At 43.7% G+C, this 21,813-nt stretch carries 22 protein-coding genes and 1 riboswitch; of the genes, 7 read left to right on the plus strand and 15 right to left on the minus strand.

The annotated features are described in order from the left end of the window. Positions 1-65 precede the first annotated feature (65 nt). Positions 66-545, minus strand: coding sequence for a Fur family transcriptional regulator (locus tag MHI15_RS24265; RefSeq protein WP_036686314.1), 480 nt, complete (start codon positions 543-545; stop codon positions 66-68). 318 nt (positions 546-863) lie between these two features. Here MHI15_RS24265 and MHI15_RS24270 point away from each other — a divergent pair, with 318 nt between their 5' ends. Beyond that, positions 864-1,520 carry an S-layer homology domain-containing protein gene (locus MHI15_RS24270; RefSeq protein WP_339248402.1) on the plus strand — a complete coding sequence of 219 codons (657 nt, stop codon included), beginning with the start codon at positions 864-866 and terminating at the stop codon, positions 1,518-1,520. 95 nt (positions 1,521-1,615) lie between these two features. Here MHI15_RS24270 and MHI15_RS24275 read toward each other — a convergent pair whose 3' ends face one another. From MHI15_RS24275 to MHI15_RS24285, 3 genes are read right to left on the minus strand one after another with little or no spacing between them, the layout of a single operon-like run. Next, on the minus strand, positions 1,616-2,368 hold the full coding sequence (locus tag MHI15_RS24275; RefSeq protein WP_076189904.1) for an amino acid ABC transporter ATP-binding protein: 753 nt from the start codon (positions 2,366-2,368) through the stop codon (positions 1,616-1,618). A gap of 13 nt (positions 2,369-2,381) precedes the next feature. Further along, positions 2,382-3,050 carry an amino acid ABC transporter permease gene (locus MHI15_RS24280; RefSeq protein WP_036686309.1) on the minus strand — a complete coding sequence of 223 codons (669 nt, stop codon included), beginning with the start codon at positions 3,048-3,050 and terminating at the stop codon, positions 2,382-2,384. Positions 3,051-3,103: 53 nt separating this feature from the next. Beyond that, a complete protein-coding gene (locus tag MHI15_RS24285; RefSeq protein ID WP_076183478.1) occupies positions 3,104-3,940 on the minus strand; it encodes an amino acid ABC transporter substrate-binding protein in 837 nt (278 codons plus the stop codon). A gap of 222 nt (positions 3,941-4,162) precedes the next feature. Further along, positions 4,163-4,266, plus strand: a riboswitch (TPP riboswitch). Between the two features lie 198 nt (positions 4,267-4,464). Here MHI15_RS24285 and MHI15_RS24290 point away from each other — a divergent pair. From MHI15_RS24290 to thiE, 6 genes are read left to right on the plus strand one after another with little or no spacing between them, the layout of a single operon-like run. Further along, positions 4,465-5,160, plus strand: coding sequence for an ABC transporter ATP-binding protein (locus tag MHI15_RS24290; RefSeq protein ID WP_175619994.1), 696 nt, complete (start codon positions 4,465-4,467; stop codon positions 5,158-5,160). After that, on the plus strand, positions 5,141-5,917 hold the full coding sequence (locus MHI15_RS24295; RefSeq protein ID WP_081386295.1) for an ABC transporter permease: 777 nt from the start codon (positions 5,141-5,143) through the stop codon (positions 5,915-5,917). The genes MHI15_RS24290 and MHI15_RS24295 overlap by 20 nt, the downstream gene beginning before the upstream one ends. After that, on the plus strand, positions 5,914-6,951 hold the full coding sequence (locus MHI15_RS24300; protein WP_341164969.1) for an ABC transporter substrate-binding protein: 1,038 nt from the start codon (positions 5,914-5,916) through the stop codon (positions 6,949-6,951). The genes MHI15_RS24295 and MHI15_RS24300 overlap by 4 nt, the downstream gene beginning before the upstream one ends. A gap of 41 nt (positions 6,952-6,992) precedes the next feature. Further along, positions 6,993-7,787: a hydroxyethylthiazole kinase gene (thiM, locus tag MHI15_RS24305; RefSeq protein WP_076183472.1), complete on the plus strand. Its 795-nt coding sequence runs from the start codon at positions 6,993-6,995 to the stop codon at positions 7,785-7,787. A 23-nt stretch (positions 7,788-7,810) separates the two neighbouring features. After that, entirely contained in the window at positions 7,811-8,641 is an 831-nt protein-coding gene (gene thiD / locus MHI15_RS24310; RefSeq protein WP_175623539.1) for a bifunctional hydroxymethylpyrimidine kinase/phosphomethylpyrimidine kinase, read from the plus strand. Further along, positions 8,622-9,287: a thiamine phosphate synthase gene (thiE, locus tag MHI15_RS24315; protein WP_341164970.1), complete on the plus strand. Its 666-nt coding sequence runs from the start codon at positions 8,622-8,624 to the stop codon at positions 9,285-9,287. The genes thiD and thiE overlap by 20 nt, the downstream gene beginning before the upstream one ends. On the opposite strand, the gene MHI15_RS24320 is transcribed toward thiE, so the two are convergent. The 11 genes from MHI15_RS24320 to MHI15_RS24370 all read right to left on the minus strand — a co-directional run bounded on the left by MHI15_RS24320 (position 9,268) and on the right by MHI15_RS24370 (position 21,787). Further along, complete coding sequence (locus tag MHI15_RS24320; RefSeq protein ID WP_076218199.1) at positions 9,268-9,960, minus strand: pseudouridine synthase; 693 nt, start codon at positions 9,958-9,960, stop codon at positions 9,268-9,270. The genes thiE and MHI15_RS24320 overlap by 20 nt on opposite strands. A 114-nt stretch (positions 9,961-10,074) precedes the next feature. Then, positions 10,075-10,257, minus strand: coding sequence for a DUF3934 family protein (locus MHI15_RS24325; protein ID WP_076218200.1), 183 nt, complete (start codon positions 10,255-10,257; stop codon positions 10,075-10,077). Positions 10,258-10,373: 116 nt separating this feature from the next. Then, the gene (locus MHI15_RS24330; protein WP_340975798.1) at positions 10,374-10,772 is read right to left on the minus strand and encodes a hypothetical protein; all 399 of its coding nucleotides are present in this window, start codon (positions 10,770-10,772) and stop codon (positions 10,374-10,376) included. Between the two features lie 123 nt (positions 10,773-10,895). Then, the gene (gene asd / locus MHI15_RS24335) at positions 10,896-11,981 is read right to left on the minus strand and encodes an aspartate-semialdehyde dehydrogenase (RefSeq protein ID WP_038570412.1); all 1,086 of its coding nucleotides are present in this window, start codon (positions 11,979-11,981) and stop codon (positions 10,896-10,898) included. A 767-nt stretch (positions 11,982-12,748) separates the two neighbouring features. Beyond that, positions 12,749-13,351, minus strand: a complete 603-nt coding sequence (locus MHI15_RS24340) for a response regulator transcription factor (RefSeq protein WP_036686291.1) — start codon at positions 13,349-13,351, stop codon at positions 12,749-12,751. After that, positions 13,351-14,487 carry a sensor histidine kinase gene (locus tag MHI15_RS24345; protein WP_076279793.1) on the minus strand — a complete coding sequence of 379 codons (1,137 nt, stop codon included), beginning with the start codon at positions 14,485-14,487 and terminating at the stop codon, positions 13,351-13,353. Before MHI15_RS24345 ends, MHI15_RS24340 begins: the two co-directional genes overlap by 1 nt. Positions 14,488-14,645: 158 nt before the next feature. Beyond that, positions 14,646-15,710 (minus strand): fatty acid desaturase, encoded by a 1,065-nt coding sequence (locus MHI15_RS24350; RefSeq protein ID WP_076125939.1) that lies wholly within the window; start codon positions 15,708-15,710, stop codon positions 14,646-14,648. 143 nt (positions 15,711-15,853) lie between these two features. Further along, the gene (locus tag MHI15_RS24355; RefSeq protein WP_341164971.1) at positions 15,854-17,050 is read right to left on the minus strand and encodes a hypothetical protein; all 1,197 of its coding nucleotides are present in this window, start codon (positions 17,048-17,050) and stop codon (positions 15,854-15,856) included. Positions 17,051-17,064: 14 nt separating this feature from the next. Continuing rightward, positions 17,065-18,663 (minus strand): response regulator, encoded by a 1,599-nt coding sequence (locus MHI15_RS24360; protein ID WP_076218203.1) that lies wholly within the window; start codon positions 18,661-18,663, stop codon positions 17,065-17,067. Positions 18,664-18,680: 17 nt separating this feature from the next. Continuing rightward, positions 18,681-20,000 carry an ABC transporter substrate-binding protein gene (locus MHI15_RS24365; RefSeq protein WP_076308159.1) on the minus strand — a complete coding sequence of 440 codons (1,320 nt, stop codon included), beginning with the start codon at positions 19,998-20,000 and terminating at the stop codon, positions 18,681-18,683. Positions 20,001-20,062: 62 nt separating this feature from the next. After that, entirely contained in the window at positions 20,063-21,787 is a 1,725-nt protein-coding gene (locus MHI15_RS24370) for a cache domain-containing sensor histidine kinase (RefSeq protein ID WP_340012461.1), read from the minus strand. Positions 21,788-21,813: the final 26 nt, after the last annotated feature.

Raw genomic sequence — 21,813 nt, forward strand, 5'->3', positions numbered from 1 at the left:
GAACGCAGTAATCAAAAAAGACACAGGCTTAGAGAAAGCCTGTGTCTTTAGGTTAGAAAGCAATCTTACGAGACTGCTTTATCTGCTTCTGCTTTTGCTTTTTTGCAGCCAGTACGTTTACATGTTCCATAAGTACCCTTGAAATCAAGGCGGTGATCCGTGACGTTAAAGCCATATTCACGTTCCACTCTTCTCTCCAGCTCCACAAGCCAGTCGTCCTTAATTTCCTCCAACCGACCGCATACGCTGCATATCAAATGATGATGCATATGCGAATGATCGTTCCCGCGCAAATCGTAACGGGCAACTCCGTCTCCGAAGTTCATCTTCTCTACAATGTGTAGCTCACATAAAAGCTCAAGTGTACGGTATACCGTTGCCAGGCCCAGATGTGGATAGCTGTTCTTAACAAGCATATATACTTCTTCTACGCTTAAATGATCCTTCTCATTGTCGAGCAGAACGTTCACTATAGCTTCACGCTGAGGCGTTAATTTATATTTTTGCGCCGCAAACAATTGACTGATATTTGATATTTGATCCATTTGGTCTCCTACCTTCCCGGAACGATTTAACATCCGTACCCTCTGAGACGCTCCTATTTATGCAGTTAAGACAAACCATAAATAGTAATCGTTACGATATAATCATAACAAAATTAACCACGAATGAAAAGAGCCTGACATCATTATATCATTTCATGCCACTTATCCAAAGTACTACACCCCAATCTGGCCTATATTTCTATTAAAATCTACTTTTTCGTGAAATAATACAGATTAGACCGCAACCTTTCCATAATTTACAACGTTAAAGGAGTGACAAAGGCTAAGGAGCCTATCCATACAACGAGGTGAAAAGACATGAACATGAAAAAAAGCACACTAGCAGTAATCACAACCGTAGCCATTTTCTCCTTTTCTTTGGGTGGTCAGATGTTTGCAGCTGGGAACACCTTTAAGGATATTGATAACATAAACGGCAAAGAAAAAATCATTTCTTTAAAAAATCAAGGGTTAATTAAAGGTGTCAGCGAATCTCAATTTCTCCCTGGCTCTAAGGTAACTACAGCCCAAGGGATTCAGTTTATCTCCGGCGGTCTTCAGCTCAGCCTCGCAGCCATTGACTTTAACAAAGCTCCTGTTGCCAGCGGCTTGTTCACAAAAGTAAAAGACAAAGCCTGGTACGCTGAAGCCTTTATCAATGCTTATTACAATCAAGTTAAGCTACCAAAAGACATTGATCCTAGCCTAATTATGACCAAAGAGCAATTCACTAACTATCTAGTGCAAGCGATCGAAGGCGTAGGTAATCTGCCGATGATCAATATCGTTCCAGTAGATATCGCTGATGAAGCGTCACTGACCCCTGCATATCAAGGCAGTATTCAGCGCTCCCTGAAATACAAGATCAATACTCTAGACGCTAACGGAAAGTTTAATCCAAAAAGCGAACTCACCCGTGCCGAAGCTGCGATTATGCTCTACAACGCTTTGGAGTTCCTGAAAACTGGAGTATAAGCCAAATTTCAGTTACTCTTCTCATTTGAATAATCTACACACGAAAAAGCAGCTCCGGATGATTCCCGAGCTGCTTTTTCATATATATTGTCTTTCTACTCTTCTTCACCATTCAGTCTATTCAGAAATTGCAGAGCCCGGGGATTCTTCGGATGCTCCAGCACTTCTTGCGGAGTTCCTTGCTCTAAGATATGACCGCCATCCATCAAAATGATCCGGTCCGCTACATCGGCGGCAAATTTCATCTCGTGGGTCACAATCACCATAGTCATACCTTCTGCTGCTAATTGTTTGATGACCTTAAGCACTTCCCCTACCAGCTCGGGGTCGAGCGCCGAAGTGGGCTCATCAAACAACAGCACTTCTGGATCTACTGCCATAGCCCGGGCGATGGCCACTCTCTGCTGCTGTCCACCTGACAGCTGATGTGGATAGTTATCAGCTTTATCAGCCAAACCCACCTTAGCCAGCAGTTGAAGGCCCCGCTTACGCGCTTCTTCCTTGGTTCGTTTCAAGACAGTTACCTGTCCCTCCATCACATTGCCTAGCGCAGTCATATGCGGAAATAAATTATACGATTGAAAGACCATCCCTGTTTTCTGCCGAAGAGCTAATACGGAATTCTGAGGAATTTTCTTATGATCTGTAAAATTGATGGTGATATCCCCGAGTGACAGGCTGCCTTGATCCGGGATTTCCAACAGATTAAAACAGCGCAGCAGTGTAGTCTTTCCGGAGCCGGATGGCCCAATAATGACAAGTACCTTTCCATGCTCCATTTTCAGATCAATACCCTTTAACACTTGGAGTGCGCCGAAGGATTTATGCAAATTAATGATTTCAATCACAAGTATCTCTCCTTTAGGTCGCAGAGTAACGATCGAGTCGTTTCTCCAAGTAATTTTGCAGCGCCGACAGCACAGAACAGAACACTAAATAAAACAATCCTGCTTCGGAGTATACCAGCAGAGGCTCATAAGTGGTAGAGGCTACCTGCTGAGCAGTTCTAAACATCTCCGTATAGGTGATGATCGCTGCAAGCGATGTATCTTTGACCAAGCTAATAAAAGAATTGGATAACGGCGGTACAGAAACGCGTGCAGCTTGTGGCAGAATTACGCGGCGCAGAGCCTGCCCACGAGTCATCCCGACTGAGAAGGCAGCTTCCCACTGGCCTTTATGTATCGACAGGATAGCAGCGCGTACGATTTCCGATGAATAAGCCCCTACGCTAAGGGTAAATCCAATGGTGGCGGCAATGAAAGGGTCGAGTACAATACCAACAGCCGGCAAACCATAAAATATAATAAATAGCTGCACTAACAACGGGGTTCCCCGAATGACCCATACATAAAAACGGGCGATTAGCTTCGGAATTACCCACGGTGAAAGACGTGCCAACGCGGTTAGGATCGCCAAAATCAATCCAAGCACAAAGGAAAGTAGAGCCAACGGAATGGTAAAAGCCACCCCGGCTTTAAGCAGGGGTAGCAGTGTATCTAAGAAAATTTGTATTTTGCGGTCATCCATTATTCAGACATCCTTTTTAGCTTCTAGGCTTAATTAGCCTTGCTAGCCTTGTATTATTTTGAAACGTCAGCTCCAAAGTATTTCTCGGAAATTTTCAAGTACGTTCCATCACTTTTCATCTCTTTAATCGCATCACTGACCGCATTCACCAGCTCATCATTGCCTTTCAGGAATACCGCAGCACTTTGTGAGCCTTCAGGAATCTCATCAACCACTTTAATTTTTGCATCTGGTTTTTGTTTTTTCAGATCCAGATAAGACAAGCCATCATTCACAGTTGCATCAATACGTCCCGAAGTCAGCAGATCCATCGCTTGATTGAAACCGTCCGTAGCTACGATTTCAGCACCGTTCTCACGAGCGATGTCGGATAAGTTACTGGTCAGGGATTGTCCGGCTTTTTTACCCTTTAGATCAGCAAAGGTCTTAATATCCTCATTGTTTTCGCTCACGATCAATACTGCCTTGGATACAATATAGGGTTCAGAGAAATCATATTTCACTTTGCGATCTTCGTTAATGGAAACTTCATTAAAAATGACATCAAACCGTTTCGCATCCATCCCAGCAAAAATACCATCCCACTGAGTTTCAAAAAATTCAGCTTCAACACCTAAACGTTTGGCTACTTCTTCGGCAATTTCCACGTCAAAACCCGTCAATTTCCCCGCAGTGTCATGATAAGTAAAAGGTGCATAAGTCCCTTCTGTACCTATCCGCAATTTGCCGCTGGCCTTCACAGCCTCCAAACTGTTTTGCGCTGAAGATGCTGCTCCACCATTCGTTCCAGCTGTTGGTTCAGCAGCCGTATTGGTATTCGAATTATTGCCGCAAGCCGCTACAAGGACCACGGTTAACGCCAATATAATAGTTAAACTCCATTTTTTCATTATTAAATCCCCTCTCTCTATCCGGTTTTTTTCCGGTAAATTGAATAGTACACTGCCATCACATGATCGTCAATACTTTTTTCCGATTATATACATCGGAATTGTAATATTAACTAGATTTCTACTTATATCTTACCCAATCTTGGATTAATCCTTCACTTCTTTCTCTCTTTACTTCTCAGAAAGATATGGTATATTTATAAACAAATTAATATGGACCTGTTATTTCACTAGGGGAGTCGGCCGACTGAGACGGAGCTTCAAGCTCCGGACCCTTGGAACCTGATCTGGATCATACCAGCGGAGGGAAGTGGAGCAGAATTTTCATCAAGCATGTTAAGTGTTATTATGCAGAATGAACTTTTTGACCCATTCATTTCCTCTGGAAATGGATGGGTCTTTATTTGTTTAGGCGCTCCACAAAAATATTAGGAGGTTAGATCATCACGACCATTTTATCTATTCAAGGCCTAACCTACTCTTTTCCGGAAACTGAACAACCCCCTGTATTCGCAAATCTATCCATGGATATCAGGCAAGGGGAATTCGTCTCCGTAGTAGGTGCTAGCGGATGCGGGAAAAGCACATTTTTCAAAACGGTTGCCGGTTTACTCGAACCTACTCATGGAAAAATAAAACTCCCTACGCTCCCCTCAACCGCTAGTCGTTTAGGTCAGATCGCTTATATGCCTCAGCAGGATTTATTGCTGCCTTGGAGAACAGTGCTCGATAACTGCCTTTTGCCCTGGGAGATCAAGCCCAGATTTAGTAAACAGAAAACGATCACTCAGATTCGGGAAATGTTGGCCCGCTTCGGCTTAACAGATGTAGAGAAGGCTTATCCCCATGAACTTTCGGGAGGTATGAAACAGCGAGTAGCATTTCTGCGCACCTTAGTGGCTGGAGGCGGAAGTGGTCTTATGCTGCTGGATGAGCCCTTTGGCGCTCTCGATGCCATGACCAAACGTGAGATACACCGTTGGCTGTTGGAGTTATGGGGTGAACTGAATCAGACGATTATGCTCATCACTCATGATCTGGAAGAAGCCCTATTGCTCAGTGACCGGATTTATTTATTATCTGGCGGTGCGCACAGCGAATTACAGGAGATCGTTGTCGATCTACCAAAACCAAGACATTATAAGATGAACTATGAACCCCGGTTTATAGCACTACGGGCAGAGTTGGAGCGAAGATTGCATGCAACCTATACCTTTTAAAAAACATCTAGACAACTATGGTCCCTTCCTTCTTCTGGTACTGCTCATTCTTGTAATCTGGGAGTCAGCTGTTCGCCTTCACTTGATTCCAGCCTTTATTCTCCCTGCACCTTCATCTATTGGCATCGCATTGATCGAGCACAGGCAATTATTATTTGGACAGCATTTATTGGCGACGTTACAGGAGATACTGGTGGGTTTTGTCCTTTCTGTGATTTTTGGTGTATTGCTGGGCATTGGAATGTTCCTGTTTCGCCCCGTAGAAAAGGCCATCTATCCCTTCCTTATCATTAGCCAGACGGTCCCATTAATTGCGCTATCCCCCATTTTTATTATGTGGTTCGGATATACGCTGTGGAGCAAAGTGGCTGTGGTGTTTTTGACGGCTTTTTTTCCAGTCGTAGTGAGTACATATGATGGACTTCGTACAAGTGGCCAGACTTACAAGGACTTATTATTAACATTTGGTGCAAACCGCTGGCAGCTGCTTGTCAAAACCCAAATTCCACTGGCATTGCCTGCTTTTTTCTCTGGCTTAAAGCTGTCCATAGTATACTGCGTCATCGGAGCTACTATCGGGGAATGGCTCGGCGGCAGTAAAGGACTCGGTTACTTCAGCCGCAGAATGGCCGGAAATATGCAGAGCGATGAAATGTTCGCGGCTGTATTTCTGCTGTCCGCGCTTGGTGTTGTGCTTTTTCTGGCGATAGCTTTACTCGAACAATTATTTTTAAAGAAAAGAGGATCTAACCAATGAATCATTTAAAATCACCACAACGAGGACTTATTTCTGTATTTCTAGTATGCACACTTTTGCTCTTAAGCAGCTGCGGGAAGGCAGACAAGCTAAATAACAACTCCCAAACCGGTTCCTCCAATTCCGAAAATAAACAGTCACACAAGCTGACGATTATGCTTGATTGGTATCCCAATGCCGTTCATTCCTTTCTATACGCTGCGCAACAGCAAGGTTTTTTCCAAGAGGAAGGTTTGGATGTCGAGATCAAAATGCCTGCGGACAGCAATGACGCCCTAAAGCTTGTAGCAGCAAATCAAATTGATCTAGCGCTCAGCTATCAGCCTCAGGTACTTATGGCACGCGGCGAGAAAATTCCTGTACGTTCGATTGCAGCTATCGTGCGGCATCCACTGAATCATCTGATGGTTCCTCAGGCAGGCAGTATTCATAGTCCCAAAGAGCTCGCAGGAAAACAAATCGGCTATTCCTCCATTCCGCTCTATGAAGCAATGATTCGGACAATGATCCAGAGTGATGGAGGCGATCCTTCATCCGCCAAGCTGATTGACGTAGGTTTTGACCTTATCCCTGCGATCTCTACAGGACAAGTGGACGCAATAATGGGCGGGTTCATCAACCATGAACAACTGATCCTTGAAAAAGAGGGACATCCGGTCACCTCGCTTAATCCAACGGATTACGGAGTACCTGACTATTATGAGCTTGTGCTGGTGGTCAGCGAACAAGGATTGCAAAATTCTGAAGCCTACTTCAAAAAATTTCTAAATGCCATAACAAAAGGACAGATATTTGTGGAGCAGAATCCTAAACAAGCCCTGGATTTACTGATTGCACATGAAGATGCAACTTCACCGCTCGACAAGGAGATTGAGAAAAAAAGTCTTGAGATTCTACTGCCGCTGATGAATGCTGGCGATCAATCTTTTGGTTATCAAGACCCGACATCTTGGGAAAAGGTTCAGCTGTGGTTATCCACCAACGATCTTCTACCAGAAGATATTAAAGCACAGGAAGCTTTTATCAATCTGTAACGTTTAGTTAGTTATTCATACAAGCTTGAGGAGGAATTATGATGAGTTACTTAGCCAAAGTACGGGAATCCAACCCCTTGATCCACAACATCACTAATATTGTAGTAGCCAATTTCTCAGCCAACGGTCTGTTGGCGCTGGGTGCCTCTCCCTTTATGGCGGATGCCCACGAAGAAGTGATCGACATCGCCGCTATGTCGTCTGCTGTAGTTCTAAATATAGGCACACTCAATGACTACGCCATTCAATCTATGTTGCTCGCTGGTAAATCCGCTAATAAACACGGGGTTCCCCTAGTGCTTGACCCGGTAGGTGCAGGCGCAACTTCTTATCGGACCGCTGTCACTCAAAAGCTAGTGAATGAGATGCAAATCACCGCACTGCGGGGGAATGTAGCTGAAGTCGCTAATGTCATTGGAGAGAGTTGGTCCATTAAAGGGGTGGATGCTGGCGAAGGTGAAGGCGATGTAGTCCTTTTGGCTGAAGCTGCTGCGAGGAAGTTAAGCTGTGTGGTCATCATAACTGGAAAAGACGATGTGATCACGAATGGAAAAAACACTTATATTGCCAGCAACGGTCACCCTATTCTCACGAAGGTTACAGGAACTGGCTGCTTGCTCAGCGCTGTTGTGGGTGCATTTCTCGCGGTAAGTGGAGGTGCCTCGTTGGAGGCTGCAGTAGAAGCCCTCTCCTTCTATGGAGTAGCCGCTGAAATCGCCGCTGAACTAACAACTGGTCAAGGGCCGGGAAGCTTTCAGGTTGAGTTTCTAAATCAACTGACATGGGTCACGCCAGAAGTCTTCCTAGAAAGATCTAGTATCAAACAGCTCAGTTAATGACCCTCAAAGGAGTGAAATCGATGATTATATCCAAAGCTCTAACCATTGCCGGCTCCGATAGCGGCGGTGGAGCTGGCATTCAGGCCGATCTAAAAACCTTTCAAGAGCTTTCTGTCTATGGCATGTCCGTCCTCACAGCTGTGACAGCGCAGAATACGTTGGGTGTCCAAGGGGTTTATCCAGTGACTCTGGACGCCATAATTCAGCAGCTTGATTCTATAGGACTTGACCTGCAACCAGATGCCGTAAAGACCGGGATGTTATTTAACAGCGACATCATCCGCATTGTGGCAGATAAAATTAAGTATTACGGCTGGTCTAATCTTGTAATTGATCCTGTGATGGTCGCTAAAGGAGGGTCCACACTGCTGCTGCAGGAGGCGGTTCAATCCTTAATCAGCCATCTGCTGCCCTTAGCATTGGTGACGACACCCAATATTCCCGAAGCCGAAATGATCACAAAGATGACGATCTCCACCATCGAAGAACGCAAAAAAGCAGCCAAAATCATTCATGGCATGGGCTCCAAATATGTAGTGCTAAAAGGGGGGCATGATACCTCAACCACAGCCGTAACCGATCTTCTATTTGATGGTCACGAATATACCTTATTGGAGAGTAGCCGGATTCAGACCAGACATACGCATGGTACAGGCTGCACCTATTCAGCAGCAGTTACCGCCGAGCTAGCCAAAGGCAAATCCGTAGCTGAGGCCATTCAAACTGCCAAAGCATTTATACAAGCGGCGATTGAGGACGAGCTGGGCATAGGGGCTGGGCATGGACCAACCAATCATTTTGCTTATCAGAACAGACTGCGAGGGATAAACAATGCAACGAATGAACAGTGAACATCTGCGAGATCTATTAAAAGTCTATTTCATTATGGGTAGCGTAAATTGCCGTAAAGCTCCTGTTAAGGTGCTGCAGGAAGCGGTTGCTGGAGGCATAACCATGTTTCAATTCCGTGAAAAGGGTACCGGATCCTTAAGCGATAAGGCACGACTTAATCTTGGCAGACGACTTCAAAAGATCTGTCATGCCAATGGCGTGCCCTTTATCGTGAATGACGACATTGATTTAGCGATCGCGCTTGATGCGGACGGAATTCATGTAGGACAGGAGGATACACCTGCATTGGCGATCCGCCAGCTACTTGGAGAGAATAAAATCATTGGTGTATCCGCTCACTCCTTCGCTGAAGCTCAGCAGGCGATTGCCGATGGAGCCGACTATCTGGGTGTGGGTCCCATTTATCCTACGTCATCCAAGGAGGATGCCAAAGCTGTTCAAGGCACTGCGATGATTGAAGAACTAAGAAATAAAGGCATTACCATCCCATTGGTTGGCATTGGGGGAATCACGCTGCAAAATGTTGCACCAGTATTAACAGCTGGTGCGGATGGGATTTCTGTTATCTTAGCGATTGCCGGAGCTGAAGATATTACCACAACTGCCAGAGGCTTTGTTGACAAAGTCAGTTTAAGCGGGACATAAGCTCATACAGCTCTTCACTGCTTAAATGCCGCCATTGTCCCAGCTCCAAGCCGTCTAATGTAATATTCATAATTCTTATGCGCTCCAGCTTTAGTACTCTATATCCTAACTCCTTGCACATTCTGCGTATTTGCAGATTAAGACCTTGAGTTAGGATAATTCTAAACTGACATTCTGTGATCCGATAGACCTCACAAGGTTTCGTTGTGACTCCAAGAATGTTCACGCCGCTAGACATCTCTTGTAAGAATTCTGACGTAACCGGTTTGTCTACATGAACTACATATTCTTTTTCATGCCCATTCTCGGAACGCATCATTTTATTTACAATCTCTCCATCGTTGGTTAACAAAATGAGGCCTTCCGAGTTTTTGTCTAATCTGCCAATCGCAAAGATCCGTGAAGGATACCCTACAAAATCAATAATGTTCCCAGCCACATGTGGGGCTGCTGTACAGGTAATGCCTATCGGCTTATTCAAAGCGAGATACACTGGCTCCCCTTTACTGCTTGTTATCGGCTCCCCATCGATCCATACGATATCCTCTGGCTCTATAAGAATGTTCGCCTCACAGACAATACCGTTTACAGCGATTCGACCTGCTGCAATTAATCGTTTGGTTTCCCTTCTGGAACAAAAGCCTGTTTCGCTTATATATTTATCGATTCTCACTGCTGATCCTACTTTCATTCTATATACTTACCTTACCTCTAGTCATAAAAAAACACCTGATTTTAACGATCAAAATCAGATGTTAACCTTCAGGAATAACCCAGTTTAAGGGAGCTATTTGGTGCTTCCGCTTTTTTTCACGTTACTGCCCTTGCTTCCACTTGCACCTTTAGCACCTGGACCCGTCGTTGGATCACTTTTAGCAGGTTTAACTGGTTTTGCTGTTTTGTTCCAGCGTGTCCAGCCTTTACTCCCCGTACCTCTGCCTGTGCCGCCACCTTTACTTTTTGCACCCATCATATCACTCCGTCAGTCATTCAGAATTCGTATAGTTTATACACTTTACCTATCTTACCACACTCTCAACCTTTCTGTTTAAGTAATAACAAATGCTTCATCTAACTAGCCACTGTTTAGAATTTAGCATCTTTATTCATTTCATGAATATCAAAGGTATCCTGATGTATTTCGATGGCGATGACGGTGTCCTTTTTTTCAAAAAATAGCACATGCCCTAACCGCTTGTCCTCCAGCTCTATCCATCCAGCATCGTTTAATTTATTAAAATAGCCGTCAGGCCGATAAAGACCTTGTTCTCCTCCTATATTATCCAATTCGTACTTTACACCTATTTTTATATTGGGGTTACTTGAAGTTGTTGTCACTTCGATTTCTTTGGCATTCTTCGGAATAGGAATTTCGGCATTTATAGAGGACACTCCATACTCTTGTTCCTCTTGAGCTGATGATGTACATCCAGTTACAAAGATTGATAATGACAACAAAATAAAAGTAAATAAGTACTTCTTCAATTAAATTCCTCCTTCTCAGATGATAACTTATTTTACCAAATCAATCCATTAAAAAACACCCCACCAAAGACTAAGCTTTGATGAGGTGTCTATTCACATCAGCTTTGCAGCTCATGCATGGACTTATTTCGGTTGAATATAACCTTCTGCTTTCAGAAGCTCAGCGATCAACACAGCACCGCCAGCTGCTCCGCGCAGGGTGTTATGGGAGAGACCTACGAATTTGTAATCATAGAGGGCATCTTCCCGAAGTCTGCCCGTCGATACGCCCATTCCGTTCTCGATATCACGATCCAGCTTAGTCTGTGGACGATTGTCCTCTTCAAAATAGGTAATGAACTGTTTAGGTGCGCTAGGCAGTTCAAGCTCCTGAGGACGTCCTTTAAAGCTCTTCCAGAGATTCAGAATCTCTTCTTTGGACGGTTTCTTCTCAAAAGAAACAAATACAGCAGCCATATGTCCATCCGCTACAGGCACACGGATACACTGCGAAGTAATCGTTGGCGCTTCACTCTTTACGATACCCTCTTCTTCAACGCTTCCCCAGATCCGCAAAGGCTCTTGCTCGCTTTTCTCTTCTTCGCCACCGATATAAGGAATCACGTTGTCCAGCATTTCTGGCCAATCTGCAAAAGTCTTTCCTGCACCAGAAATGGCTTGGTAGGTGGTGACCACCACTTTAGATGGATTGAAGTCTTTGAGCGCATGAAGTGCAGGCACATAACTTTGAATGGAGCAGTTAGGTTTAACCGCAATGAAACCTGTCTCTGTTCCCAGACGTTTTCTTTGCTGTGCAATAACCTCAAGATGCTCCGGATTAATCTCAGGAATGACCATAGGCACATCAGGCGTCCAGCGATGCGCTGAGTTATTGGAGATTACTGGCGTTCCGGTGCGAGCATAAGCCTCTTCGAGCGCTTTAATCTCATCTTTTTTCATGTCTACAGCACAAAAAATCAAATCCACGTCCGCAGCAACTTCTTCTACCTTAGAAGCATCTTGGACCATAATATTCTTTACGTTCTCAGGCATTGGAGTAGATAACTTCCATCTGCCCTTGGCCGATTCTTCATACGTTTTTCCAGCAGATCTAGCACTGGCAGCAATCGCAGTTACTTCAAACCAAGGATGATTCTCTAGAAGGGCAATAAAACGTTGTCCTACCATACCTGTGCCGCCAACTATGCCGGCTCTTAGCTTTCTTGACATCAGAAAATACACTTCCTTTTGATTAACTGTCCTATTGTGGATAATAGGCCGATAATTAATGATATACGGCGCGGGAACATTTGGCGAGTGTTAACATCAAAATAACATTAAAAATTTTATTTTTAGCGGATTATATTGAATTTCACTAATGCTAATAAAAGAAATAGCTGCACTCAGTACAATTATAAGTATATTTTCTGCTTAGACAACTCTTTAACTGCATTCTCTACAACTATTTCCCCGAAAAATAATGGAAATGCCCTCTAAGTGAACTTTTAGATGTAAGAAATGCAACTAAATCGCATCTGCAGAGCATTTTATAGCATATAGTTGTAGGAAATACATCTATTTGCGATTGGTGAGCATAAATCAGGAATCTGCGATCAGCGATTAGCGATTAGCGTTCAGCGATTAGCGTTCAGCGATTAGCGTTCAGCGATTAGCGTTCAGCGTTCAGCGATTAGCGTTCAGCGATTAGCGTTCAGCGATTAGCGTTCAGCGATTAGCGTTCAGCGATTAGCGTTCAGCGATTAGCGTTCAGCGATTAGCGTTCAGCGTTCAGCGATTAGCGATCAGCGTTCAGCGATTAGCGTTCAGCGATTAGCGTTCAGCGATCAGCGTTCAGCGATTAGCGTTCAGCGATTAGCGTTCAGCGTTCAGCGATTAGCGATCAGCGTTCAGCGATTAGCGTTCAGCGATTAGCGTTCAGCGATCTGCTATTCGCGTTTACAAGCTGCTTCAACCAACTAAGCGTTTCTTACCCCCGCTCACTTAAACCAACCCTTTTCTTTAAATCGAGTGATTGCCTCGATGCGGTTACCTACATCCAGCTTATCTAGTATAACTGAGATGTAATTCCGGACTGTTCCCGTGGTAATGTACAACTGGCTGGCGATCTCTTTTGTATTTTTACCGTCGGCAATGAGTCCAAGTACTTCCTTCTCCCGCTGAGTCAGAGGATTTACTTCACCGCTGTAGGCTTCATCCATTAGCTCCGGTGCATACATGCGTCGGCCTGCCATCACATTACGTATCGAAAGTGCCAGTTCTTCGCTAGGACTGTCTTTCAGCAGATAAGCATGAACTCCCGCCTTGAGCGCACGTTCGAAATATCCCGCACGGGCAAAGGTGGTTAATATCATCGTTTTGCAGCCGCTATTCTTCAGCGCTTCCGCAGCGTCGAGACCACTCATCGCTGGCATCTCAATATCCATAATACAGATATCCGGCTTATGCTGCTGAACCATCGCTACAGCTTCTTCCCCGTTGCTTGCCCGGCCCACGACCTTCATATCCTCTTCTAAATCCAACAAAGATGCCAGCGCTCCAAGGAGCATTCGCTGATCCTCAGCGATTACAATCTTAATCATTATACGGTTACCTCCTGTTCCGGATGCTTAAATGCATTTGGGACCTTAATCACTATCGTAGTCCCCTCATCTCGCACGATATCCATACAGCCATTTACAAATTCAAGACGTTCCCGCATACCTTGCAGCCCATGTCCTTTAAAATAAAGATCATTGCCCGGGATGCCGGTTCCATCATCTTTCACTTTAATGATGAGATCTGTGCGTGTGGGTTCAATGATAATTGTGCAAGATTGTGCATTACTATGCTTCACAACATTTGTGACAGCCTCCTTAATACACATGCTGAGCACATTCTCCGTAATCAATGAAGTATTAGACAGTTTAGGATTGCCTTGCAAAACATAGTCGATCTCCGCAGCCGCAAGAAACTGCTGAATATGAACGAGTTCGTCCTCAAGCCGAATGCCGCGCATTCGCGTAATCATCTCCCGGACCTCTTTCAGTGCACTTCTTGCCGTCTGGCGTACATCATTGATCTCGGCTTTGGCTTGCGTCGGATTACTGTCGATAAGCTTTCCTGCCAAATCACTTTTCAGACCAATTAACGAAAGCTTCTGACCTAATGTATCGTGAAGATCACGTGAAATCCGCTGGCGTTCCTCGAGCTTAACTAATTCTGAGATACGCTTATTAGCATCCTCCAATTGGTCTTGCAGCTTCCCTTGATTATTGCGGTTATAGGTACTGATTGGCAGCAGGATCACTGCAATCATACTGACAAGCACAAAGGGAAGCTGGCTGATAAATACGGGATTACGCGACAGCAGCTCATAATTGATCGTAATAATCGTAGTCAGCAAATGAATGGAGTACAGGGTGAAGAACCCTACTCGATTCTGGATATTCCCAATAAAAAAGGCTAAAAAAAGCGCAAAATACATATATCCAAACAACAACGTCATCGTTATAGAGACCAGTATCTGCACGCTCGTCCAAAAATAAACTAACCAACCCTTGGAGACAAAAGAAAGCACATAACAAACAAAAAACACAGCGATCATCAAGATTCCCGAAACTACCTGGTAGGGAGAAGAGGACCGAAAGATGAAATAAAACGGTAGAATATAAAATACGACCCATACATAAGGGCTAAGACCTGTACTTTTATGAAAAATATGATGCCACTTCTGCATGTTCGCTCTCCTTTTTGCCATATGCCACTCACCTTATTCTAGCATAAATCCGGTAAAATCCGGTGAACCACAACGATAAAGAGAAAAAAGATTAGAGCGCGAATGAGTTCTCCGGCTCTAACCTTCCATATTGCTGCTATTTGATTACAATGTAGCCATTATTCTCCCTGGAGTCTGGGCTTATGAACTTGCAGGACCTCGCCTGCAGTTTTCGGTTTATTTAATATGGACTTCATCTCTTTGAAGCTGATGAAACGTTTATTTTCCTCATCCCAAAGACGGAAATTAAGAGCCTTCAGGCTGGTACCAATCGTAATTGTTGTTGCTTTTTGTAGCGGTGGCGTCGCGTTATGCGCTTTTTCCAAATTATAGTTTGGCACCTTTGGACTTAAATGATGCACATGGTGGAAGCCGATGTTGCCCGTAATCCATTGCAGCACCTTCGGCAGCTTATAATATGAGCTACCTTCAACCGCGGCCATCACATAACTCCATTCAGATTCATTCTCGAAATAAGAGTCTTCAAACTGATGTTGGACGTAGAACAACCATATGCCGAGAAACCCTGATACAAATGCTACAGGCAACTGCACCATAAGAAATGCTTGCCAGCCAATCGCCCATATTAGCAAGCCATAAAGCGCTGCGATTGAAATATTCGTCAAATAGGTATTCATCCGCTCTTTGCGTCTAGCACCTTTAACATTGAAACGATACTGAATCATAAAAACAGCAATCGGTCCAAGACCAAACATCACGATTGGATTGCGGTAAATCCGGTAATATAGACGTTTCCAGAAGGAAGCTGCTGCATATTCCTCGACCGTCATAATCCAAATATCGCCGATCCCTCTTTTATCGAGATTACTGGAGCTGGCGTGGTGAATGGAATGACTATGTTTCCACTGCCGATAAGGAACCAGTGTCAGTACACCTGTGATCGTTCCGATAATATCATTCGCTTTACGATTCTTAAAAAACGATCCATGTGTGCAATCATGAAAAATAATAAAAGTTCGAATTACAAATCCTGCTGCAGGAATAGCTAACAGAAGGGTGAGCCAATAGGAAACGGATAAAGAGAAATAAGCTCCGCCCCATAACAGCACAAGTGGTCCTAAAGTATTGATGAGCTGTCTTATACTTGCGTTGCGGTCATTTTTCTCGTAAGGGGCTACACTCTTTTTAAGGCTGGAGAGCTGTGATGTCTGTTTTGTAGTCATCTATATCGTTTCCTCCTTGATGTGTCCGGCTAAGGATCTTTTCATCTACTCTAAGTATAGGTGATGAAGTGTCATCCTATAAGTCATAAACATCAAGTAGAGAGTATGACAAATGTCATACTCTCCTTCTCATTTAAATTACGTTAGCATTGCAGCCAACATCCATCTTCCTTCACTTCGTATTGACCTTTGATCTCACCAATTCCATTAAGGATTAACGAATCTTTATTAAAAGTTGGAGGTTCATCTAGTACGAGGTGCAGTTTATTAATATTTCGAAGGTCAGCTGTATAGTAGCTAATCACTGGCTTTTCCAGAAAATACTCCGCATCATTGATTTGGATTCGTAAATTATTCTTATGAATGCATTTCTCATCTCCACCAATAATACCCATAGGATTAAAACCCGTAGATTTTATATCTCCTTCAATATACAGGTGGTACCCATCAAGGCTGATAAAATCAATGAATTCCTTCTCCCTGATTGTTTTGACCGATTGCATAATATCTTCCGTTTCTTTGCTGATGGATATCTCCTCGAAGGGAATGACGACTTGATCCACAAATTGCTTAAAAAACGCATATAAACTTAACTCCGATTTCATAAACTCTTCTTTCCAATCGGAGCGAAGCTCATCCAGCAGCAAACATATAAACAGACCAGAACCGTAGCAGCTTCTTCTGATATTAGCCGAAGATTCAAGTTCATCTATTAAATACGAACTGAATTTGTGCAATACTTCCTCATTAGGTAGGGTGGATTTTTCGGCATAGGCATTTAATTCAACATACCAAGCGGGTCCTTCCAGCGTTTCGATAAGATATTCATTTAGCACGTACTCCCCAAGCAGTTGTTCTCTTTGTTGACGGATGGCAATAAATCTGTACATTGCGTGATTACGCTCTTCAATAGTAGCTGCCATTACACTAAGATATAAATGATGTCTTTCTTGAATCCGCAATTCCATATTTTCGAGGGATAAAGGGTAGGTAATCATCAATAATTCATCTGCATAACGCTCATCTCCCATCAGGAATTGATAACCGTGAAATAATTCGTGTACACAAATGGCGTACAAGTCTTCGAATTCTTCATGTAATTCCAGATTAACGATGGCTGTAGGGTGATCCTCATATAAGATGATGGTATCTCCTGAGAATTCATTACTCCAAGAAAGCAAATGTGGATGATATCCTACCGTTTTGAATTTGGGATGATTGTACAGATACACGTTATCCTTATTATAAAATGCAAAAGAAACAGCCTCGAACCCTTTCCAATATTTCTGCAGCTTGAGGTTCGTTAAACACTTAACAATCATCTCCAAATGAAATTCCATCCCTTACCTCCTCGTTAATGGCTCTGCTTAGTATGCTCTTCTCGGTATTCTGTTGGTGTTTGACCACTAGCCTTTTTAAAAACCTGTGTAAAATAACGTGGGTCCTGATAACCGACAAGAGGAGCTATCTGATACACTTTTACGTTGCTGCTCTGCAAAATATACTTTGCCCTCTCCATCCGGCAGTGAGTAACATACTCCAAAAAGGTATAACCCGTTATTTGCTTATATAAAGTGCAGAAATGACTGATGCTGAGATCAGCCAGCTCCGCTACTTCCTCAATACTTAAATCTTTATGGTAATTACTCTCAATATAACGTTTCGCTTTCTCGATGGCGCTACGCGTATCCTCGCGGTTCACAGGCTTGTTCCCTTGCTCCAATCGCACACCAAACTCTTCTTTCAGAGCAGAGATCACTTCATTTAAAGTGCCGAGATTGTGCATCTTGCTAAGTAATCCATGCAAGGACCAATCTGAATTTATATTCAAATACTCATAATTTCTGTACAACACAACGATCAATTCAACAAGAAGACGTTCAGCCATATCCTTAGGAACAGCTTGTGACTCAATAAATAAAGCAAGCTCATCAAATAAAGACCACATCCGGTCTCTATTTAAGGTACGTATACTTTCAATCAGCGCGGTTTCCAGCTCTTTTGGGTATCTCACCTCTTTACTGCTTGGGAAAGATATCTCTTCATCAATAAAGACCCCGGCAAGCCCCGAATAGAACCGTTGATATAAGGCCTTCGCGGCCAGAGGGTAAACCGTACTTAATTGATCAATGCCTTGTGTGGTGCGGCTGATGCCTACGGAACAAGACTGCTTGGAGTATCTCTTGATTCCCGCTATCAAATGTTCACCAAGTTCTCTCCTGCTGGCGCTTAAAGATCCAGGGAACAGTAGTATCCACTCTCCATTATGAAACGGGAAAACCGTCAGCACGCCATGCTCCAGTGACCATTCTTCCACAATATTGCGGATTGCAAACAGCCATAGCCGTTTTTCTTCTACACTCCATTGACTGCTCAGTGTGGTGTAGTCATCTAACTGGACAACAGCCATGAAATATCCGCTCTCCAGTTCACTGTTCTCCAGCCATTTCAGATGCTCAAGCGGCCTTGCATTTCCCAAAGTGATTTCTGCAAACAGACGTTCACGTGCAAGCAGTGACAGCATCTGGACAGAATGAATCAGCTGATCATTTTGCTTCTGTTCATCCAGCTTAGTTCTGGCGCGGTTTAGCATTTCAACCAGTTCATCATGATCGATCGGCTTCAATAAATAATCAAAAGCACCTTGACGTAATGCTTCTCTTGCATATTCGAACTCTCCGTACCCGCTTATAAAAATAAACACCAGCTTCGGGTTTTTAGACAATACTTCCTTCATCAACGTAATCCCGTCAATTACGGGCATGCGAATATCACTAATCACGATATGTGGTGAAGTGTCTTCTATCAAGCGGAGAGCTAATTCTCCATTTCGGGCCTCTCCCACAATCTCCATCTGAAGATCATTCCATGGAATGGCTGCTTTTAAGCTACGAAGAATAATCGGCTCATCATCCACGATTATTACTTTATATTTCTCTTGTAACTCATCCATTCCCTGCACCTCCAGCATCATTGTACACTTGAGCTTTGGATCAAATTCCAATATTGAATGGAGGATGCCTGCACTTGCTTTAACGCTTGCTCAGCAGACATTTCTCCGTTAATCATCTGTTCTATAACACTCAGGAACGTTTTTTTCACTTCTGGTGACAATACATTATCATAAGGGACAAAGCTCTTCCGGTTAACTTCCATCATATTCATGACTTGCGCGAATACGGGTCCTGTCTTCTCAGGATCAAAGGCGATGCGCATGGACGGAATTCTCAACCCTTCATATACAATCCGAGTCTGAACCTCCTGGGTGTAAAAAGCTTTCATGAGATCGAGTGCAGCCTCCCGCTTCGCTCCGCTTAGTTCGGAGGAAAGACCGATGCCAAATGTATAACCGCCGGCAATCGAAGGTTGTTCCCCCTTCTTCAATGTGGGAAACGGAATAACACCTACCTCATTTTGAAAATCCGTAGGAGCTGCTGTTCCGGCAAATAAATTGATATCCCAGTTTCCGTTCAGATACATCGCAGCCTTGCCGCTCGTAAATAGTCCCACCGCATTTTCTGTGGATAACGCATTCGATTTCGTACTGAAGGCACCTTCTTTGATCCATTGCTCCAAGTGCTGAAAAGCCTTTAAATACGCCTCATTCTGAAAGCTGGCTTGATCTTCACCAGTGATCAGCTTCTCGATCAAGTCGGCGCCGGCATAACGATCCATTAAATAATGTGCAAAAATTCCTGCGGGCCAACGATCCTCGTTGCCAAGTGCAAATGGAATATATCCTGCCGACTTCAGCTTTAGTATGGCAGCATCAAGCTCTTGCAGCGTTTCTGGCGGCTTCAAACCGAGCTTTTCGAATATGGTTTTATTAAAATATAAAGGTTCAGCATTCCCTTCAATGGGCAAGCCATAAATATGGTTGTCAAAGGTCCAGAGATCCAGATCCTTGAATTGATTGGTTAGCGCATTCTCCCGGACGAAATCCGTCAGATCAATCAGACGCTTAGAGCGCACATAGGGCTCAATTTCCGCTCCACCGAACAAAACAAACATATCTGGCGGGGTGCCAGTAACCATCTCGTTCTTCAGCTTTTGATCACGGTGCAACGTCTGATCCACACCTTCAAAGTTAACTTTCACATTTGGATGCTCTAACTGGTATTTGTCCACGATATCTTCATAAATAGTCAACAGTGGCCGATCATGCTCTTTAATCCAGAAATGACGGAAAGTTAATGTGATTTTCTCTGGTGAATCATCTTCAATGGGTTCTTGCTTTCCTAAAGTTATAAATAAAACCGCACCCGAAATCAGCACTAGATATAACCACATCCAGCCCCATTTCAATAACCATTTTTTGATAACATTCTCCCCCTTTCTTTCCGTACGGTCGATTACGGCAGTATTTTTGGTATTCGGATTCGGATGGTTGAACCAAAGCCGGGGGATGAACACACTAGTATGCCGTATGGACTGCCGAACCGAATATTCAAGCGTTCATGCACATTTTTAAGCCCCACGCCGCTATCACTGTATTTCTTCTGAGCACTTCCCTCGTTATCCCAAAGACTCATCATCTTGGCAAGGTCAAAGCCGGGTCCGTTATCTTTTACGATAATGATCATATCCATGCCCATTTCATAGGCCGTAATCTCAATGATCCCTGGGTCCTCCATCTGCTCAATCGCATGATACAGCGCATTCTCAACAATCGGCTGAACGATCAGCTTTTGTGTCATGAACGTCCTAAGACCATCCGAAAGATCTATAACATAAGAGAATTTATCTTCAAAACGAAACTTCTGGATATCCAAATAATGACGGACATGCTCGAACTCCATATGCAGCGGAATCAGCTCCTGATTCTGACTGATGCTGATTCGCAGCAGCTTGCCGAGTGAGATGACCATTTTGCTAATATCTTTATTGCCTTGCAGCACTGCCATCGAATTAATCGATTCGAGTGAATTATAAATAAAATGAGGGTTAATCTGCGCCATTAGCGCTTGCATTTCTGCTTCCTTCTTACGACCCTGCTCAGTCTCCACCTGCACAAGCAGTTCATTGATCTGCGTGCTCATCCGATTAAAGCCATCAATCAGCAAATCACTTTCATCATCAGCACGATAGGGTGTAGTGATCGGCGTAAATATCCCCTGCTTCACCCGCTTCATCCCGTTAACCGCACTATTAATACTATGAACGAGCCTCCGTACGAAATAGCGGTCGAACAAAATGGCGGATAACAGCGAAACTGTACTTAAAATAATCGCAATATTCCGGATGGATACAGATTCTGACGAGATGAGATTCATAGGTGTAATGGCTACTAAATACCAGGCTGCATTATGAGAAGGTAGGAAGGTTATGAGTGATTTTTCCCCCTGATAGTTGTCGATGTAATAGTCATGTTCCTTAGCATAATCATTTTGTAAAAAGGGGAACTCTGTGCGTTGTCCAATATGTTCACCGGATTTATTAAAAACGATATTTCCTAGCTTGTTGACCAGCAAAATATCCCCCTTCTTAAGGGTTGCTGCTTCCCAGAAAATCTGATCCAATAAATCAGGTTTTACATTAACAACCAGATATCCGATATCTTCGAGAGAATATGAATCTTTGATTACTCTTGCTTGTACAAGTACCGGATTGCCGGAGATCTCCGAGTCATTTTCTCCCGGTCCTGACCACACGGGCCGCCCTTCGGCGCCTTCCATCGCGTCAAACCAGCTTTGTCTCTTCAAGTCCTCAAAAGACATCGATGCATTGTATTGATAAATTAAACGATCTTTACTATAAAAACTAAATGAAGTAATCATTGGATGATCAATGAGATAACTGCTAAGCTCCTGCTTTCGATCATAAGTGATTACAAAGTTCTTCTGCTTCAGTGATTGCTGAACAACCGGCTGCGTAATTTTTGAATTCGTGATCGAGGTGATTTCACTAAGCGCGAATTTAAGCTTTCGATCCGTTTCAAGCAGTGAAATCCAGTAGAAGTTGCTTGATTTTTTCTCCATTGCATTAGAAAAATTAACGTAAGTGACGATCCCCATCAGAATAACCGGAATAAAGACGAGAAGAATAATAGCGAACAAGATTTTACGGCGGAGTTTCATGATATTCCCCTTCCCCCTGCTGTCTC

The organism is Paenibacillus sp. FSL H7-0918 (assembly GCF_038007025.1).
Lineage (GTDB): Bacteria > Bacillota > Bacilli > Paenibacillales > Paenibacillaceae > Paenibacillus_AQ > Paenibacillus_AQ odorifer.

Coding starts and splice junctions, on each gene's coding strand:
- MHI15_RS24265 (WP_036686314.1), bottom strand. CDS start 545: ATGGATCAAATATCAAATATCAGTCAATTGTTTGCGGCGCAAAAATAT.
- MHI15_RS24270 (WP_339248402.1), top strand. CDS start 864: ATGAACATGAAAAAAAGCACACTAGCAGTAATCACAACCGTAGCCATT.
- MHI15_RS24280 (WP_036686309.1), bottom strand. CDS start 3,050: ATGGATGACCGCAAAATACAAATTTTCTTAGATACACTGCTACCCCTG.
- MHI15_RS24285 (WP_076183478.1), bottom strand. CDS start 3,940: ATGAAAAAATGGAGTTTAACTATTATATTGGCGTTAACCGTGGTCCTT.
- MHI15_RS24290 (WP_175619994.1), top strand. CDS start 4,465: ATGGATATCAGGCAAGGGGAATTCGTCTCCGTAGTAGGTGCTAGCGGA.
- MHI15_RS24295 (WP_081386295.1), top strand. CDS start 5,141: ATGCAACCTATACCTTTTAAAAAACATCTAGACAACTATGGTCCCTTC.
- MHI15_RS24300 (WP_341164969.1), top strand. CDS start 5,914: ATGAATCATTTAAAATCACCACAACGAGGACTTATTTCTGTATTTCTA.
- thiM (WP_076183472.1), top strand. CDS start 6,993: ATGAGTTACTTAGCCAAAGTACGGGAATCCAACCCCTTGATCCACAAC.
- thiD (WP_175623539.1), top strand. CDS start 7,811: ATGATTATATCCAAAGCTCTAACCATTGCCGGCTCCGATAGCGGCGGT.
- thiE (WP_341164970.1), top strand. CDS start 8,622: ATGCAACGAATGAACAGTGAACATCTGCGAGATCTATTAAAAGTCTAT.
- MHI15_RS24325 (WP_076218200.1), bottom strand. CDS start 10,257: ATGGGTGCAAAAAGTAAAGGTGGCGGCACAGGCAGAGGTACGGGGAGT.
- asd (WP_038570412.1), bottom strand. CDS start 11,981: ATGTCAAGAAAGCTAAGAGCCGGCATAGTTGGCGGCACAGGTATGGTA.
- MHI15_RS24340 (WP_036686291.1), bottom strand. CDS start 13,351: ATGATTAAGATTGTAATCGCTGAGGATCAGCGAATGCTCCTTGGAGCG.
- MHI15_RS24345 (WP_076279793.1), bottom strand. CDS start 14,487: ATGCAGAAGTGGCATCATATTTTTCATAAAAGTACAGGTCTTAGCCCT.
- MHI15_RS24350 (WP_076125939.1), bottom strand. CDS start 15,710: ATGACTACAAAACAGACATCACAGCTCTCCAGCCTTAAAAAGAGTGTA.
- MHI15_RS24355 (WP_341164971.1), bottom strand. CDS start 17,050: ATGGAATTTCATTTGGAGATGATTGTTAAGTGTTTAACGAACCTCAAG.
- MHI15_RS24360 (WP_076218203.1), bottom strand. CDS start 18,663: ATGGATGAGTTACAAGAGAAATATAAAGTAATAATCGTGGATGATGAG.
- MHI15_RS24365 (WP_076308159.1), bottom strand. CDS start 20,000: ATGTGGTTATATCTAGTGCTGATTTCGGGTGCGGTTTTATTTATAACT.
- MHI15_RS24370 (WP_340012461.1), bottom strand. CDS start 21,787: ATGAAACTCCGCCGTAAAATCTTGTTCGCTATTATTCTTCTCGTCTTT.